Annotated in this window: 18 protein-coding genes; 11 read left to right on the forward strand and 7 right to left on the reverse strand. The window is 63.9% G+C overall.

Annotated features, from left to right (window positions below):
• Positions 1–2 precede the first annotated feature (2 nt).
• On the reverse strand, positions 3–1,997 hold the full coding sequence (locus AB7F49_RS06580) for a flagellar hook-basal body complex protein (RefSeq protein ID WP_428521028.1): 1,995 nt from the start codon (positions 1,995–1,997) through the stop codon (positions 3–5).
• 405 nt (positions 1,998–2,402) lie between these two features.
• On the opposite strand from AB7F49_RS06580, the gene AB7F49_RS06585 reads away from it, so the two are divergent.
• Positions 2,403–2,783 (forward strand): nuclear transport factor 2 family protein, encoded by a 381-nt coding sequence (locus AB7F49_RS06585; RefSeq protein WP_428521029.1) that lies wholly within the window; start codon positions 2,403–2,405, stop codon positions 2,781–2,783.
• Between the two features lie 32 nt (positions 2,784–2,815).
• Here the strand turns inward: AB7F49_RS06585 and msrB are convergent, their stop codons facing one another.
• Entirely contained in the window at positions 2,816–3,316 is a 501-nt protein-coding gene (gene msrB, locus AB7F49_RS06590; protein ID WP_428521030.1) for a peptide-methionine (R)-S-oxide reductase MsrB, read from the reverse strand.
• Positions 3,317–3,464: 148 nt separating this feature from the next.
• Between msrB and AB7F49_RS06595 the strand changes: the two genes are divergently transcribed.
• Positions 3,465–4,310, forward strand: coding sequence for an AAA family ATPase (locus AB7F49_RS06595; RefSeq protein ID WP_428521031.1), 846 nt, complete (start codon positions 3,465–3,467; stop codon positions 4,308–4,310).
• 32 nt (positions 4,311–4,342) lie between these two features.
• Here AB7F49_RS06595 and AB7F49_RS06600 read toward each other — a convergent pair whose 3' ends face one another.
• Positions 4,343–6,295, reverse strand: coding sequence for an FAD-dependent oxidoreductase (locus tag AB7F49_RS06600; protein WP_428521032.1), 1,953 nt, complete (start codon positions 6,293–6,295; stop codon positions 4,343–4,345).
• Between the two features lie 46 nt (positions 6,296–6,341).
• Here AB7F49_RS06600 and AB7F49_RS06605 point away from each other — a divergent pair, with 46 nt between their 5' ends.
• Both AB7F49_RS06605 and AB7F49_RS06610 read left to right on the forward strand, forming a co-directional pair.
• Positions 6,342–6,899 carry a SixA phosphatase family protein gene (locus AB7F49_RS06605; protein WP_428521033.1) on the forward strand — a complete coding sequence of 186 codons (558 nt, stop codon included), beginning with the start codon at positions 6,342–6,344 and terminating at the stop codon, positions 6,897–6,899.
• Positions 6,900–6,929: 30 nt separating this feature from the next.
• Positions 6,930–7,355: a universal stress protein gene (locus tag AB7F49_RS06610; RefSeq protein WP_428521034.1), complete on the forward strand. Its 426-nt coding sequence runs from the start codon at positions 6,930–6,932 to the stop codon at positions 7,353–7,355.
• On the opposite strand, the gene AB7F49_RS06615 is transcribed toward AB7F49_RS06610, so the two are convergent.
• Positions 7,352–7,975, reverse strand: coding sequence for a hypothetical protein (locus AB7F49_RS06615; RefSeq protein WP_428521035.1), 624 nt, complete (start codon positions 7,973–7,975; stop codon positions 7,352–7,354). The genes AB7F49_RS06610 and AB7F49_RS06615 overlap by 4 nt on opposite strands.
• A 127-nt stretch (positions 7,976–8,102) precedes the next feature.
• Between AB7F49_RS06615 and AB7F49_RS06620 the strand changes: the two genes are divergently transcribed.
• Positions 8,103–8,456: a hypothetical protein gene (locus AB7F49_RS06620; protein WP_428521036.1), complete on the forward strand. Its 354-nt coding sequence runs from the start codon at positions 8,103–8,105 to the stop codon at positions 8,454–8,456.
• A gap of 65 nt (positions 8,457–8,521) precedes the next feature.
• Here the strand turns inward: AB7F49_RS06620 and AB7F49_RS06625 are convergent, their stop codons facing one another.
• Positions 8,522–9,028, reverse strand: a complete 507-nt coding sequence (locus tag AB7F49_RS06625) for a ferritin-like domain-containing protein (protein WP_428521037.1) — start codon at positions 9,026–9,028, stop codon at positions 8,522–8,524.
• Between the two features lie 214 nt (positions 9,029–9,242).
• On the opposite strand from AB7F49_RS06625, the gene AB7F49_RS06630 reads away from it, so the two are divergent.
• The 4 genes from AB7F49_RS06630 to AB7F49_RS06645 all read left to right on the forward strand — a co-directional run bounded on the left by AB7F49_RS06630 (position 9,243) and on the right by AB7F49_RS06645 (position 10,563).
• Positions 9,243–9,413 (forward strand): hypothetical protein, encoded by a 171-nt coding sequence (locus AB7F49_RS06630; RefSeq protein ID WP_428521038.1) that lies wholly within the window; start codon positions 9,243–9,245, stop codon positions 9,411–9,413.
• A 68-nt stretch (positions 9,414–9,481) separates the two neighbouring features.
• The gene (locus AB7F49_RS06635; protein ID WP_428521039.1) at positions 9,482–9,814 is read left to right on the forward strand and encodes a hypothetical protein; all 333 of its coding nucleotides are present in this window, start codon (positions 9,482–9,484) and stop codon (positions 9,812–9,814) included.
• 105 nt (positions 9,815–9,919) lie between these two features.
• Entirely contained in the window at positions 9,920–10,270 is a 351-nt protein-coding gene (locus tag AB7F49_RS06640) for a hypothetical protein (protein WP_428521040.1), read from the forward strand.
• On the forward strand, positions 10,255–10,563 hold the full coding sequence (locus tag AB7F49_RS06645; RefSeq protein ID WP_428521041.1) for a hypothetical protein: 309 nt from the start codon (positions 10,255–10,257) through the stop codon (positions 10,561–10,563). Before AB7F49_RS06640 ends, AB7F49_RS06645 begins: the two co-directional genes overlap by 16 nt.
• Positions 10,564–10,679: 116 nt before the next feature.
• Here the strand turns inward: AB7F49_RS06645 and AB7F49_RS06650 are convergent, their stop codons facing one another.
• Both AB7F49_RS06650 and AB7F49_RS06655 read right to left on the reverse strand, forming a co-directional pair.
• Positions 10,680–11,258, reverse strand: a complete 579-nt coding sequence (locus AB7F49_RS06650; protein WP_428521042.1) for a hypothetical protein — start codon at positions 11,256–11,258, stop codon at positions 10,680–10,682.
• Between the two features lie 107 nt (positions 11,259–11,365).
• Positions 11,366–11,866 (reverse strand): YaiI/YqxD family protein, encoded by a 501-nt coding sequence (locus AB7F49_RS06655; protein ID WP_428521076.1) that lies wholly within the window; start codon positions 11,864–11,866, stop codon positions 11,366–11,368.
• A 252-nt stretch (positions 11,867–12,118) separates the two neighbouring features.
• Here AB7F49_RS06655 and AB7F49_RS06660 point away from each other — a divergent pair, with 252 nt between their 5' ends.
• Both AB7F49_RS06660 and AB7F49_RS06665 read left to right on the forward strand, forming a co-directional pair.
• Positions 12,119–13,201: an acyltransferase family protein gene (locus tag AB7F49_RS06660; RefSeq protein ID WP_428521043.1), complete on the forward strand. Its 1,083-nt coding sequence runs from the start codon at positions 12,119–12,121 to the stop codon at positions 13,199–13,201.
• 124 nt (positions 13,202–13,325) lie between these two features.
• On the forward strand, positions 13,326–14,393 hold the full coding sequence (locus AB7F49_RS06665) for a Rieske 2Fe-2S domain-containing protein (protein ID WP_428521044.1): 1,068 nt from the start codon (positions 13,326–13,328) through the stop codon (positions 14,391–14,393).
• Positions 14,394–14,399 lie beyond the last annotated feature (6 nt).

Raw genomic sequence — 14,399 nt, forward strand, 5'->3', positions numbered from 1 at the left:
GCTCACCGAATCATGTTCAGGAGGTCCTGCACCATGTCGTTGGTTGTGGAGATCACGCGGGTATTGGCGGAATAGGCCTGCTGGGTCACGATGAGCTTGGTGAATTCGTCGGCGATGTCGGTGTTTGATCCCTCAAGCGACGAGCCGATGATTGTCCCGCTCGCGCCATAGGTTGGCGTCCCGGATTCGTCGGTCACTTCGAAGGCTCCGCCATCGATGCGCTTGAGGAAATTCGCGCCGTTGAAATTCGCGAGCGTGATTTCCGCGAGGTCGATGGTGCGGCCGTTCGAATAGGAGCCGACGATGCGGCCCTTTTCGCTGATCGCGACGGTCTGCAATTCGCCGGCCGGGAAACCGTTCTGCTTCAGCAGATTGACCTGCGCATTGCCGTTCGGATCGGCGAACTGGGTGATACCGCCCGCGCCATGGGCGATCTGGATATCGCCGAGATTGACGCCGTCGATCGTGACGTTGCTGAGCTGCAGCGTCGGGACCTGGGGGTTCATCTGTCCGTTGGCACCGAATGTGTAGCTGGTTCCGGCATTGAGCCAGGCGGCCTGGGTACCGGTCGCATTGGAATTGACCTGATAGAACAGGTTCCAGGTGTCCTGCCCGCCATAGAGCTGGGAATCGACCTTGGCCCAGCGCAACTGAATGTTCACCGGCGATCCGGACACGTCATAGGCCGTGACGGCTCCGCCCCCGATCGAGGAATTGATGAAGGCCGGCAGATCGTTCCCGATCACGCTGCCGTTCGAGGGCTGCGCGCTGAGCGTCCGCATGCCGAAGACGGTGTGCGCAATGGTCCCGTCGATCGAGATCGTGTCGGTCATGTTGGCGGCGTTGATCGTGACGTTGCCGTTCGTCGTATCGACCGTACCGGTTCCGCCGGTGACGGCGCCAAGCGCGGTCGAGAGTTCGGCGAGGGTCGAGACCTGTCCCGGCCCGGTGCCGAACGTGACGGTGAGCGCGGGATTGCCGCCGACCTGGATCACCATGGTCTGGCCCGCCCCGACCGCATTCTGCGTCAGCAGGTTGGTGGCATTGGTGGTGCCGACATTCAGGCCGAGCTCGGACAGGACCGAGAGCGTCGAGGCGCCTCCGATCGAGATATTGGTATCGGCATCGGCGCTGTTCAGTACCAGCCGGCCGGTGCCGTTGAGGGAAGCGGTCACGCCTGTCGTGCCGGTCTGCGCGTTGATCGCGGCCAGGACCGCGACCTCGTCGGCCCCGGCAGTAATGGCGATCGCGGTGCCGTTGATTTCCAGCGTGCCGCCGGCCGAGGCGAGTGCGGAGATATCCACGCTGCCGGTACCGGTCGCGACTGCGTCCGGCGACAGCGTCGCGCCCGAGCCAAGCACGCGTGCGGGGGAAGGCGGCCCGTAAATCGGATTGGCGGAGAAGTTCGCCGGGTTCAGCAATTCCGAGCGCGGAATGTCGATGTCGTGGTTGTTGGTCAGGGGATACGATGCAAGGTTGGCGCGATACTCGACCGACGTGGTCTGCTGCGCGGGCAGAAAATCGTTCTGGAATTGCAGCAATTGCGGAACGCTGCCGGTGGTATTGCCCGTCGCGGGATCGATCGGCAGGCCCATGAGATAATAGCCGGCGCCGTTGACCAGGTAGCCGTTCTTGTCGGGCTGGAAGTCGCCGCGGCGGGTGTAATAGTCCGAGCCACCGAATACCGGCGCATTGTCCTGGACCGAGGTCGGCTTCTGCACGACGAAGAAGCCGTCGCCGTTGATTGCCATGAAGGTGCCGACCGAGGCGCTCTGGATGTCGCCCTGCACCGTATTGGTCGCGCGCGCGCTCGCGATCACGCCGCCGGCGAGCTGCTTGGAGGGGATGTTGTCCGGGATCAGGTCCTGGAAGCTGGTGTCGATCCGCTTGAAGGCGGTGGTCTGCGAATTGGCGATATTGCCCGACACGTTTTCGAGCGCGTAGCTCTGTGCGCGCATGCCGGTGACGGCAGTGGTCAGGGCGCCGAAGATACCCATTACGTGATCCTCCAGGACGGCGTGGCGGCCGTCAGGACACGCGGCCGCAAACTTGCGCAACCATCGTCGCAAGCGGCGTGCCACGGATTTTTTCTTATGAAATCAACGCGCTAAGTCGAAAGCCTCCGGCTCCCACCGGCGGCAAATTGCCGGCAGGCGGCAAGATTTGCCGGGATATTTTCGCTCTCGTCCTCCGAGTTGCACAACTCTTTCACTTTTCAACGACAGGGCCGTAGAATCCGAGAAGAAAGCGGCCGCGTCGCACTCACCGGCATCGGTCTCGAGCAATGGCCGCACCCGCGCGCACATTCCGATCGCGTGGCCGCGCGTCCGGCGGTTCAGGCAGCGATCCAAGCTGAAGGCCTCAACTGAAGCCGCGAGCGGCGCCTCTCTTCGATGGGATCAATGATGGACAGAACCTATGCCGACATCACCGCAGCGCTGGGAGACTATTTCGACGGGCTGTATCACAGCGACACCTCCCGGCTTGCCCGCATCTTTCATCCCCAGGCGATCTATGCCTGCGCCACAGAGGGCACGCTGACGCATCTGACCATGGAACATTACTTTCCACTGGTCGACGCACGCCCCTCCCCGGCCAGCCGCGGCGAACCACGGGCGGACCGGATCGTGTCGATCGAATTCGCGGGACCGGTCACGGCGTTCGTGCGAGCGGAATGCGCGATCGGCCCGAAGCATTTCACCGACCTCCTGACCATGGTCAAACTCGACGATCGCTGGCAGATCATGTCCAAGGTGTTTCACTTCGACCTTCGATCGGCCTGAGCGAGACGGCCTGCCGTCGACGAAGTTCAGGCTTACGCGTCCGAGGCCGGGACAAACCGCATCGCCACCCCATTCATGCAATAGCGAAGTCCTGTCGGGCGCGGCCCGTCCTTGAACATGTGCCCGAGATGGCCACCACAGCGGCTGCAATGCACCTCGGTGCGCGGCAGCAGGAGCGAATAATCGGATTGCGTGCCGACCGCGTCGGGAAGCGGCTTCCAGAAGCTCGGCCAGCCGGTGCCGCTTTCATACTTTGCCTCGGACGAGAACAACGGCAGGTCGCAGCCGGCGCAAACGAAGACTCCCGTTCGCTTTTCCCGATTGAGCGGCGAAGAGCCTGGCCGCTCGGTACCGTGTCGGCGCAGAACGTGATACTGGTCCGGCGACAGCGTGCGCTTCCATTCGTCGGCGCTCTTGCGGACGGCAAACGATGCTGGCGCCGCTTCCGCATCGTTTTGGTGCCAGATGCGCCAGCCGAAAACGGCGGCAAGACCAGCCGCGATTACTCCGAACAGCGTCCTGCGGTTCTGCATGGGCACCTCCGTTGGCCTGCCCGTATTTTCGGCAGAACAACGCACCGTGTTACCTGCTTTATCCGTACGAGCCCTCACATTCGCGCGAGGTTGCCGCGGTGAAATCCCGCGTCTAGTGTTGATCCGAAGGGCAATTCAAAGGAATACGATGCGTTTCGAAGGCACCAAAGGCTACGTCGCAACCGACGATCTCAAGGTCGCGGTAAATGCGGCGATCACCCTCCAGCGCCCGTTACTGGTCAAGGGCGAGCCGGGCACCGGCAAGACCGTGCTGGCCCAGGAAATCGCAAGAGCCGTCGGCGCCGATCTGCTCGAATGGCATGTCAAATCCACCACCAAGGCGCAGCAGGGCCTGTACGAATACGACGCGGTATCCCGCCTGCGCGACAGCCAGCTCGGCGACGAGCGCGTCAAGGACATCCGCAACTACATCAAGCGTGGCAAGCTGTGGGAGGCGTTCGCGCGCGATGCGCGTCCGGTGCTGCTGATCGACGAGATCGACAAGGCGGATATCGAATTCCCGAACGACCTCCTGCAGGAACTCGATCGGATGGAGTTCTTCGTCTACGAGACCGGCGAAACGGTGAAGGCGAACCAGCGCCCGATCGTGATCATCACCTCCAACAACGAGAAGGAGCTGCCGGACGCATTTCTGCGCCGGTGTTTCTTTCACTATATCCGCTTTCCCGATGCCGACACGATGCGCGCGATCGTCGATGTGCATTTCCCCGGTATCAAGCAACGGCTGGTCGCGGAAGCGCTGAAACTGTTCTACGAAATCCGCGAGGTCCCCGGCATGAAGAAGAAGCCGTCAACCTCGGAATTGCTCGACTGGCTGAAGCTCTTGATGGTCGAGGATATCGGGCCGGAGACATTGCGCGAGCGTGATCCCAAGAAGCTGATCCCGCCGCTGCACGGCGCGCTCCTGAAGAACGAGCAGGACGTGCATCTGTTCGAGCGGCTGGCGTTCATGGCGAGACGGGACGGCCGCTGACGGGCGGGCTGAAGCGAAGCGCGATGTCTCGTCTAGCCTCGCCGCCAGATCCCACGCCGCCGCGGCTTCGGGTCGCGCGACGGCTTCATGTCCCCGTCCGGTTCGCTTGTCGGCGCGTCTGATTTCGCCATCGAAGCAGCTTCTGCCCGAGCCTGGGTTTCGGACCTGCCGCCGCCGGCCCGCTGCGCCTCCGCGGCCAGCCTCGCCGCGTGCTCGCCCACGAGTTCCGCCTGCCGTTGCGCAGCCTCGAAGCGCCCGGCGTCCGTCGGCCGGGTAGCCGGACGCTCCGGCTCGATCCGTTCCGCTTCGATCGGCCCGGGTTCGACGCGCTCGGCAGCCTTCTGTTCAGCCGCAAGCCGACCCGCTTCGGCTTTCTCGGCGGCGGCCCGCTCCCGTTCCGCGCGCGCGGCCGCGCGCTGCTCCTCCTTCAGCCGCGCAGCTTGCGCCTTTTCGGTTGCGCGCTGTTCGGCGCGAAGCCGCTTCGCCTCCGCCTTCTCGGCCGCGATCCGGTCGCGCTCGAGCCGGCGCGCCTCCGCGTTCTCGGCCTCGGCCTTTTCGCGCTCGAGCCGCGCCGCCTCGGCCGCCGCCTGCTGCTCCTCGCGGAGGCGGGCGCGCTCGGCGGCCTGCTCCGCTTCCCGCTTCAGGCGCGGCTCGTTGCTGATCCGCCACAATTCCGTCCTGCGCGACCGGCGCGAGGCCCAGGTCTCGTAAATCCTGTTCGCCGTGTAGAATCGCTTGACCGCAAAACGTCCGACGCGTCCGCCGGCCCATACCAGTTCGAAAGGCTCGAACAGCCGGAACCGGTCATCGCCTTCCACGATGGCCCCCGCAACCAGGCTGCCTGCCATTGCGGTGGTATTGATGCCATGGGGGCCGAAGCCGCTCGCAAGCCAGACGCCGGGGGTAATCTCGCCGATTTGCGGCATGCGATGCACGGTGACCCCGATCACCCCGCCCCATGCGTGCTCGATTTCGATCGGGGCGAGTTGTGGAAAGCGCCGCAGCAAATCAAACCGCAAGCCGCGCGCATGACGCTGCGGATTGGACTCGCGAACCGCGATACGGCCGGCGAACATCAGCCGGTCGCCGCCGACGATGCGATAATGATGATCGGCGAAATCCGTATCGCTCACCGCGCCGGGATATTCGATCGCGGTCGCAAGCCTGTCGCCGAGCGGCTTCGTCACCATCACGAAAGTATGGATCGGGATCAGCGTCTGCGACACCTCCGACATTAGGTTGCCGAGATGCACGTTCCCGGCAAACACGATATGCGCTGCGCGTACACGGCCGTTCGGGGTGACGACGCGCTTGCGCACGCCCGCTGGATCGATGGAGATCGCGGCCGTGTTTTCGAAAATCCGCACGCCCGCGTCTTCGGCCATCCGCGCAAGTCCAAGCGCGTAATTGTACGAATGGATATTGAAGGCGGTCGGAAAATGGATCGCCTGAAAGTAATAGGGTGACTTGATCTTCGCGCGCACAAGCGCCGACGGCCAGACCTCGATATCGGCGCCGAGCGCGCGCAGTGTTTCGGCTTCGCCTGCGAGCTCGGCCGCGCGGTCCGTCTTGGACACATGCAGCCAGCCCTCGCTCTGAAGCACATCGCGCATGCGGCCGTCCTTGATCGCGCCGCGGACATAATCAGCGCCAGCCTGCGACAGCGTCCACAATTCACCCGCCCGGTCCGCACCGACCCGCTCGATAAGCGTCGGCGCGTCCTGCGCGAAACCCGGGAGCACGAAACCGGTGTTGCGGCTCGAGGCGTTCCAGGCCACGCGCCGCCCCTCGAGCAGCGCGACCGACCAGCCCCTGCGCGCCACCTCGCGCGCTGCCGTCAATCCGGCGAGGCCGCCGCCGATCACGCAGACATCGACATCGAGGTCATGGGTCAGGGCCGGATGCGATCGGGCGGCGACCCCGGTCGCCGAAAACCAGCTATCGCCATAAGCGGGGTCCGTCCGTGTCGCGGCTGTCGCAGCCACCGGTTGCGGCTCGTCTGTCGCCGGGGTCGTGTTAGGCTGTTGCAAGATGAGCCCCCCGCCCCGCGATCCATATGCCATGCGCCGACTGATGCTGCTCCGCCATGCCAAGTCCGACTGGTCGCTGCCGGGACAGAGCGACCACGAGCGCGCGCTGGCCTCGCGCGGCCGCAAGGCCGCTCCGCTGATGGGGCGCTACATGGCAGAACACGACATGATACCGGATCACGCCATCGTCTCCACGGCGGCGCGAACCCGCGCCACCTGGCAGCTCGTCTCCGACATGTTCCCCCGCTCGCCGCCAGCCGATTTCGAAGACCGCATCTATGAAGCCTCGCCACGCGAAATCCTGGCCGCCATTGCGCGGGCACCAGCCTCCGCGCAAACGCTGCTGGTCGTTGGACATAATCCCGGATTTCACGAAACCGCAAATCTCCTGGTGGGTTCGGGGGACCGCCGGATGCGCGAATGCCTGTCTGAAAAATTTCCGACCGCGGCGCTCGCGGTGATTGATCTCGATATCGACGACTGGCGGGCGATCGGGCGCGGGAGCGGCCGGCTCGAGCGGTTCGTCACACCGCGTGCGATCGACCGCACAAGCGACTAGACTGGCCGCAAAATTGGGGAGGAACCGATCATGTTCAAACGGATCCTGGTGCCTGTGGATCTGGCCGAGCCGGACCTGGCGCGTCCGGCAATCGAAACCGCCTGCACGATGGCGCGCAATACCGAAGGCTCGATCCGCATCGTGCATGTGCTGCCGATGACGCCGGTCATGCTTGCGGAATATGTGCCGCCCGATTTCGACGCTCAGCAACGCAAATCCGCGGAAGAGGGAATGCAGAAGCTGACCGCGGAATGCGGGCTCGGTCCCGACCGCGCCTCCGGCATCGTTCGACAGGGCGGCATCTACCACGAGGTCATCGAGGAGGCCAAGGCGATGAATGCCGACCTCATCGTCATGACCTCGCATCGGCCGGATATGCGCAGCTATTTTCTCGGTTCGAATGCGGGGCATGTGGTGCGTTATGCGAATTGCTCGGTGCTGGTGTTGCGGGATTAGGCTGCGCCGGGGCCTGGACGCGCGGCGACCGGCACTTTCGGCAAAATGTCCGCCGGAATGCTGTCGAGCGTGTAACGCCGCGGCAGGTTGCGCTTGAAGAACTGGCCGAGTTGCCACAGCAGCAGCACGAAAAACCCGAACAGAAACAGCATCGCGGCGTTTTCGCCTTGCTGGATCGCACGCACGATCAACCCGACCATTGCAGCGCAAATGCCGAGGAAGATCGCAAGGCCGGGCCAGTAGAGAAACGGGATGGCGCCGGCCTGCAGGCGCGGTTTTCCGCCGGATGCCTCGATGCGCTCGTGCAACGCCCTGATGAACCGGGCATAGCCTGCGTCAAGCCGTTCCTGTTCCATCAGCGATTTCCATGACGCGGAGGCGATCGGAATTTTCGGACTTCGCTCCGACCAGATTTCCGCGAGGAAGCGATAGGACTGCATCGTGACCGGACGAAAGGCGAGCCTGATCCGCCGGATATCCGCGTAAGGCACCCGCCCGGACAGCGGCCCCATGCTCCATTCGAGCGCGTCGGGCGCAAGCCGGAACATCCACACGGCTCCCAGCAGCGACGGCTTGTAGGCATAGGCAATGTCGGATGAGCCTTCGTCCGGCGCGTCCATGATGATCCCCCTGCGGACGATCTCTTAGCACGAAGCCGCCGGGGAGAATGACAATCGCCGTGACGGAACACTGCCGTACGCCTGCACGTTGCGAGGGGACAACCATCGCCTTGCCGGAGAGAAAATCATGACATGCATCCCCAAGATCGTGCTGGCGGCAGGACTTGCCGGTATTCTGGCGGTCTCCGCCCATGCCCAGGTGGGAAATTCGCCGACGGGGACTGGAACCGCGCCGACACAGCCAGGCGGGGCGCCCGCACCCGGCATCGCGCCGGCAACACCCGCGCCATCGGGAACAACCGGATCGGGTCCTTCGGTGCCCCGAACCGGAAGCGCCCCGTCGGCCAATCAAAACGGCATTCCGGGTGCAGTCAGTCCCGGCAATCCCAACGCCGCGTCGCGACCGAGCGTCCCCAATATCGGCGGCTCGCCCATCATTACGCAGCCGGGCACTTCCCCGTGTACCGGCACCGGCTGTTAGACTTGCCTGCCGCACAAAAAAAGCGCCGGTCAATGCCGGCGCTTTTTTCCGTAGCCTGAAGGCCGTCAGCTTGCGGCCTTGCGGTTGACCTTGCTTTCGGCAACCGTGGTGAGCTTCTTGTCGGCCGCCTTTTCTTCTTCAAGCGTCTTCTGCAGGATTGCCGCTGAGTCATCGCGGCCAAGCTGGTGCGCCCAGGCGACCAGAGTCCCGTAGCGCGTGATCTCGTAATGCTCCACCGCCTGCGCCGAGGCGATGATCGCGGCGTCAAGAACTTCCTTGTCGTCAACCTCGCCGGAGACGTCCTTGGCTTCCTCGATAATGCCGTCGATCGCCGGGCAGTCGACAGCCTTCGGCTTCATGTTGTGGAGCTTGAATACCTGCTCCAGCCGGGCGACATGATTTTCGGTCTCCTGCAGATGCTTCTGCAGCCCGGCTTTCAGGTCACGGTCGGTTGCCTTCCCGATCATGTCAGGCAGGGATTTGAGAATCTGCTTCTCGGCGTAGTAGATATCCTGAAGCTGGTGAACGTAGAGGTCGTTCATGGTCTTGATGTCAGCGGAAAACAGGCCCATTTGCGGCATCCTTTTTTGAATGAGGGTGTGGTTGCGGGACGGGTCGGACATCCCGCCGGGCCAACGTGAGAGAAGCCGTGATGTTCCTGACGAACTCGTGAGCCGGGGATGATGGAACCCCAGCCGCCGTCCGCGATTTTCTTCGCGAATGACGAATTCTTTCGCCGCGTAACTTAGGAGCAGTTGCCGCCCACAACCGTGGGAATGAGATGCCATGACGGATCCAGACACGCCAAATAACCTGCAGGAGCAGCGCCGAGAAATGAACGAGACCAGCGAGCGGCGTGCGCCATTCGACACCTCGGAACTCAACAATATTCCGCGCACGACCGACGAGGACCCGCCATACCGGGACTGGTGGGTGGTGGACGGCAACGGCCAATAGCGGCCGCCGCTGGAACCCATTCCGGTCACGCCGACTTGTGACACCAGGTTCCCGCAAAGGAGATCATCATGGCGCGCACCGCGAAACCGACCGGCTCGCAAGACCTGATTGGCCGCCTCAGCGACACGATTGCAAGCCATCCCCAGCTCAGCGCTGCGGCCGCCTTCCAGATGGGTGTCATGCTGGGCCAGGTTATGCAGAGCTCCGGTGCCCTAAAGGGAATCGGCCGCAAGATGGCGGCAGCGCCGGGTGCCATCGCCGCGAGTATTCCGACCTTCGGCCTGTTTGACGGAAACGGAAATGCCTCCGGCCGGCACACCACCGCAGCATCACGAAGCGCGGCCAAACGCACCGGCGGTGGCCGCCGAAAGCGCAAGAGCGCCGCGCGACGAGCCGGTTGATCGCTTGCGCGGGCAAGTGCATGCATCGCCCTGACCTCGCCTCGCATCTGGCGGATCAGCCATGATGCGTTGCTCATCAAGGCGGGCGGCAAAGGCAAAGCGGCAATGAAGATCCTGTGCGCCGGCGGCATCGTGACACTCATGGGGGCGATCATGCTGTTGGGCGCCAGCGCCGACGCTGGCGCCGTCAAAGAGGCGCAGGTCGCGCGTTCCGACGGCCGCCTCTCACAAAACGTGACCCGGAAACGCGCGGCCCGGAAACCGGTCGTTATCATTCGGCGCAGGGCCGCCGTTATCGACTCGCGCTCGCCGTATTACCGCAGGCCGGGAATCGCTCCGTCCTTTGGCTATATCGGACCGCCGGGATATGCCGGCGAATATGCCTGGCGCAAATCCATCGGTCAGTGTGTCGAGGACCTCGGTTACGGGCGCTGGGCCGCGTGTCCGTCATGGTGATCGCGCGCGGGCGTTTCGCGATGCTCGCGCTGTCCGCGGCGCTATTCACAGCCACTGCCGGTCCCGCCCCGGCAACCGCCGGCCTCGATGCATCATCTGCGCGGAAATCCGCTCACAAGTCGGCTGACAGGCCGGTCCGCGTCAAGCGCGTGCATCCGCCGGTTTATCGCTGGCGGCCGGCGGACCCGTCCTTCGACCAGCATGGGCGCCCCTACCGTCCACCGCCCGGATTGTCCTGCCCGATCGATCTCGGTTACGGACGCTGGACGTCCTGCGACAACGCCCGCTGGTGACAAGCGGGCGCTTGTAATATGCGGTCAAGCTTCACAACCGAAAGGCGGAATGCCGGCCGCGCAGGCCGGCTTTTCTCCGGATCGATACCGGCTCGCCGCCCCCTACCGGCGCTTGTCTACCGGCGCTTGCCCTTCGGCCTGTCCCAGCCGTAATAGTCGAACCAGTAATTCATCCACATGCCGCCGAGGATCGGCACGAAACAATTGGCAGTGGAGACAAACACTTCGCGCTGCGTCAGTTCGCGCTGCGTCAGGATGGTTCCGACGATCGGAGAGACGGCGGCGCAGGCCGCGCTGGTGGCGACATAGGCGCCGCCCGCACTGTGGATGCCGTGACCGCCTTTGGCCTTCCACCAGTCGCCGTAACGGTGGCCGGAACGTAGCGCGAAATAGGCGCCGGTCGCGCCGGCGCCGACCCAGAAATTCGAACGCGCCAGCCTCGGATCCCGAACGGTCCACGGCATTGTCGACCAGAAGCCCCACCACGGCGCATACCAGGGCGCCGGCGTCACGACCACTCTGGCGCGCCGCTGCGCCTCGGCGGTTCCGCCCGAAAGCAACAGCGCGGCAGCCAATGCCGCCAGCACAAATCCGATTTTTCGCATAGGACACCCCCTTGCCTGCCGGACATTTTGGAGATTGCCGGTCAGCCGCCGAAAGCCGGTGACATGCGCCGCCAGCCAGATTCGCATCATGATGGCATTGAGGTGCCGAAGTCGAGGCAGAATCGTGCGTTTTTCCCATGTGTTGCGGGGAGAACACGCGGATGAAGCCGCTGCATCAACCAGTTGCCGCGATGCGCTCACGTTGCGGCAAAACCTGCGCGCTTCAGGCGGACGACCGCAAGATCGAGCGCGGAGACGAATGCGGATCGGGCCTGTCGGGAAAACGGTGCCGGTCCGCGCGTCGAAGCCCCTGCAGACCGCAGTTCGTCCATCAGATTGCGGGTGGCAAGCGTCATGCCGATCGAGTCGTCAGTGAAGGTGCGGCCGTCGGGGGCAATCACGACAGCACCGGCCTTGATGCCGCGACTCGCCAGTGGAATGTCCGCGGTTACGACGATCGTGCCGGGGCCCGCCCGCTCGGCGATCCAGTCATCGGCCTTGTCCATGCCGCCCGGTACCACCACCCGCTCGATCAATGCGTCCCGAGGTATTGCGATCGGTGCATTCGCAACCACGAATACCCGGAGCCCGTGTCGCTCCGCGACCTTGTAGATTTCCGCCTTCACCGGGCACGCATCGGCGTCGACCAGGATGACGATCGGGCCGCGCGCGCCGGCCTCACCCCCGTCCGGCGCCATCATCGGGTTTCACCGGTTCGGGACCGCGCCACGCGCATGGATATCATCCTCTTCCTATTCGCCCCTGACTAGCCGGGGCAAGCCCGTTCGCGGAACGATGCTCTGGTGCGCCGGCGGGAAGCGCCGCGCCCTGGCGGCGTTAAGGTAAACCGCCATCGTGCTGACGGCTCTCTTTGCATCCGCCCGGCGAAGTGTCACGTCTCCAGCCTGATCCCATTCCGGATTCAGTTCAAAGGTTGTCGAGCCTTGCGCATGGAGAAGGTCATCGCCATCGAGGGCCTGCGTGCCGCCTGCTCGATTTACGTGTTTCTGAGCCATCTCGTCATCGCCGGACTGGGAATCAAATCACCGGCCGTGTTCCCGCTGTTCTTCGGCCAGGAAGCGGTGATCGTGTTCTTCATCGTTTCGGGCTTCGTGATCGCGCTCTCGGTCGGCCGCGGCGACCTGTCGTTCCGCGACTATCTTCGGCACCGGTTGCTGCGGATCTATCCGATCTTCCTGCTGGCACTGGTGCTGAGCGGCGCACTGGCCGGATTTCATTTCGACTGGAAGGATTCTCTCGGAAATCTGCTGATGCTGCAGGATTTCGCAGGCGGCAAGCCCGGCGTCCTGTTCGACACCTTCGCCGGCAACGCGGCGCTCTGGTCGCTGTCCTACGAATGGTGGTTCTACCTGATGTTCTTTCCGGTCTATTCGCTGGTGCCGCGCCGCCGTCAATGCGCGGTCGTGACCTGCGGCGGACTGATGGCAGCCGGCGCCTACAACATGATCGGTTTCTTCCAGCCGCTGCTCTTCCTGGCCTATTTCCCGATCTGGTGGGCGGGCGCCGAACTCGGCCGCGCCTATGTCAACGAGGAGGAATTTCCGCGCGGCGTCCTCCTGTCGATGCTGTTGATGACGCTGGCTTTTGCCATACCCGTGGTGACGGCGCTCGCGCAGCGCCACACCCATGGTCCCGGGATTCATCCGCTGCTGGAGCTACGGCATGCTGCCGCGTGTCTCCTGTTTCTCGGCGCAGCCCGCGCGCTCTGGAACCGCAAATGGGAAATCGGCGCACGGACGCGACGACTCGTGGTCGTGCTCGGCAGCATTTCCTATGGACTTTACGTCCTGCATTTTCCGATCATCACGACGGACTATTGGGGTCACACACCCCCCTGGCTGCGCGTTACCCTGGCCATCCCGCTGGTCTTTGCCGCGGCCTGGCTCGCGGAATATCCATATCAGCGATTGTGGCGAGGGCTGTCCGGCCGGAATCGATCATCACTCGAAGGGTCAACGACCAGAGCCATAGCACCGGCTCCCGTGCCGCGTGATCCCGCTCGACCAGCGTAACCCGGCGCCACGCGCGTTTCGCGCCATTGGCAGTCCCGACCTCGCGCTGTTACAATTCCAGCCTGCGAGCCGCCGCATCAGACGGGACCGCCAAAAAAAACGCCTCAGGCTCGGGTGAGGAAACATGCCGATGTCCCAATCCGATCGCTCGTTCCCCTACAACGCCTGGTACGTCGCCGCGTGGGACTACGAAGTAAAGCGCACGCTGATGCCTCGTACGATCTGCGGCAGGAAGATCGTGATGTACCGCACCGCATCCGGACAGATTGCCGCACTGGAGGACGCCTGCTGGCATCGTCTCGTGCCGCTCTCGAAGGGCTGGCTCGATGGCGACGAGGTGGTGTGCGGCTATCACGGCCTGAAGTTCGATCCGAACGGGCGCTGCACCTTCATGCCGTCGCAGGAGACGATCAATCCGTCGGCCTGCGTGCGGAAATTTCCGGTCGTCGAAAAATATCGGTTCGCCTGGATATGGATGGGCAACCCGGCACTCGCCGATCCCGCAACGATCCCCGACATGCATTGGGTGGACGATCCCTCCTGGGCCGGTGAAGGCAAGCTGACGCCGCTCGCCTGCAACTACCGGCTGGTCTGCGACAACCTGATGGACCTGACGCACGAGTCCTTCGTGCACCGCACGTCGATCGGCAATGCGGCGGTGGCCGAAGCGCCATTCGAGGTCACACATGGCGAACGCACCGCGCATCTGACGCGCTGGATGCTGGATATCGATCCGCCGCCATTCTGGGCGTTCCAGCTCGGTGCCACCGGCCCGGTGAAGGTCGATCGCTGGCAATACATCAATTTCGAGGCGCCCGCCGCGATCGTGCTCGATGTCGGCGTCGCGATCGCGGGCACCGGCGCACCGCAGGGCGACCGCTCGCAGGGCGTGAACCTGCGCGTCTGTCACTTCATCACGCCGGAGACCGAGCGGCGCTGCCATTTCTTCTGGGTCGTGCGAAGGAATTTCAAGCTCAACGACCAGCGTCTCACCACCGAAACGCGCGAGCGCAACGCTGCAATCATCGCCGAGGACGAGGCGGTGCTGGAGGCTCAGCAGGTTGCGATGGAAGAAAACCCGGACGCGGTGTTCTACAATCTCAATATCGATGGCGGTGCGATGTGGGCACGCCGCATCCAGGAGCAAATGATCCGCGACGAAACGACCGCCGCACTCCGCGCAGCCGAGTAGAGAGGC

It is taken from the genome of Pseudorhodoplanes sp. (assembly GCF_050250235.1).
GTDB lineage: Bacteria > Pseudomonadota > Alphaproteobacteria > Rhizobiales > Xanthobacteraceae > Pseudorhodoplanes.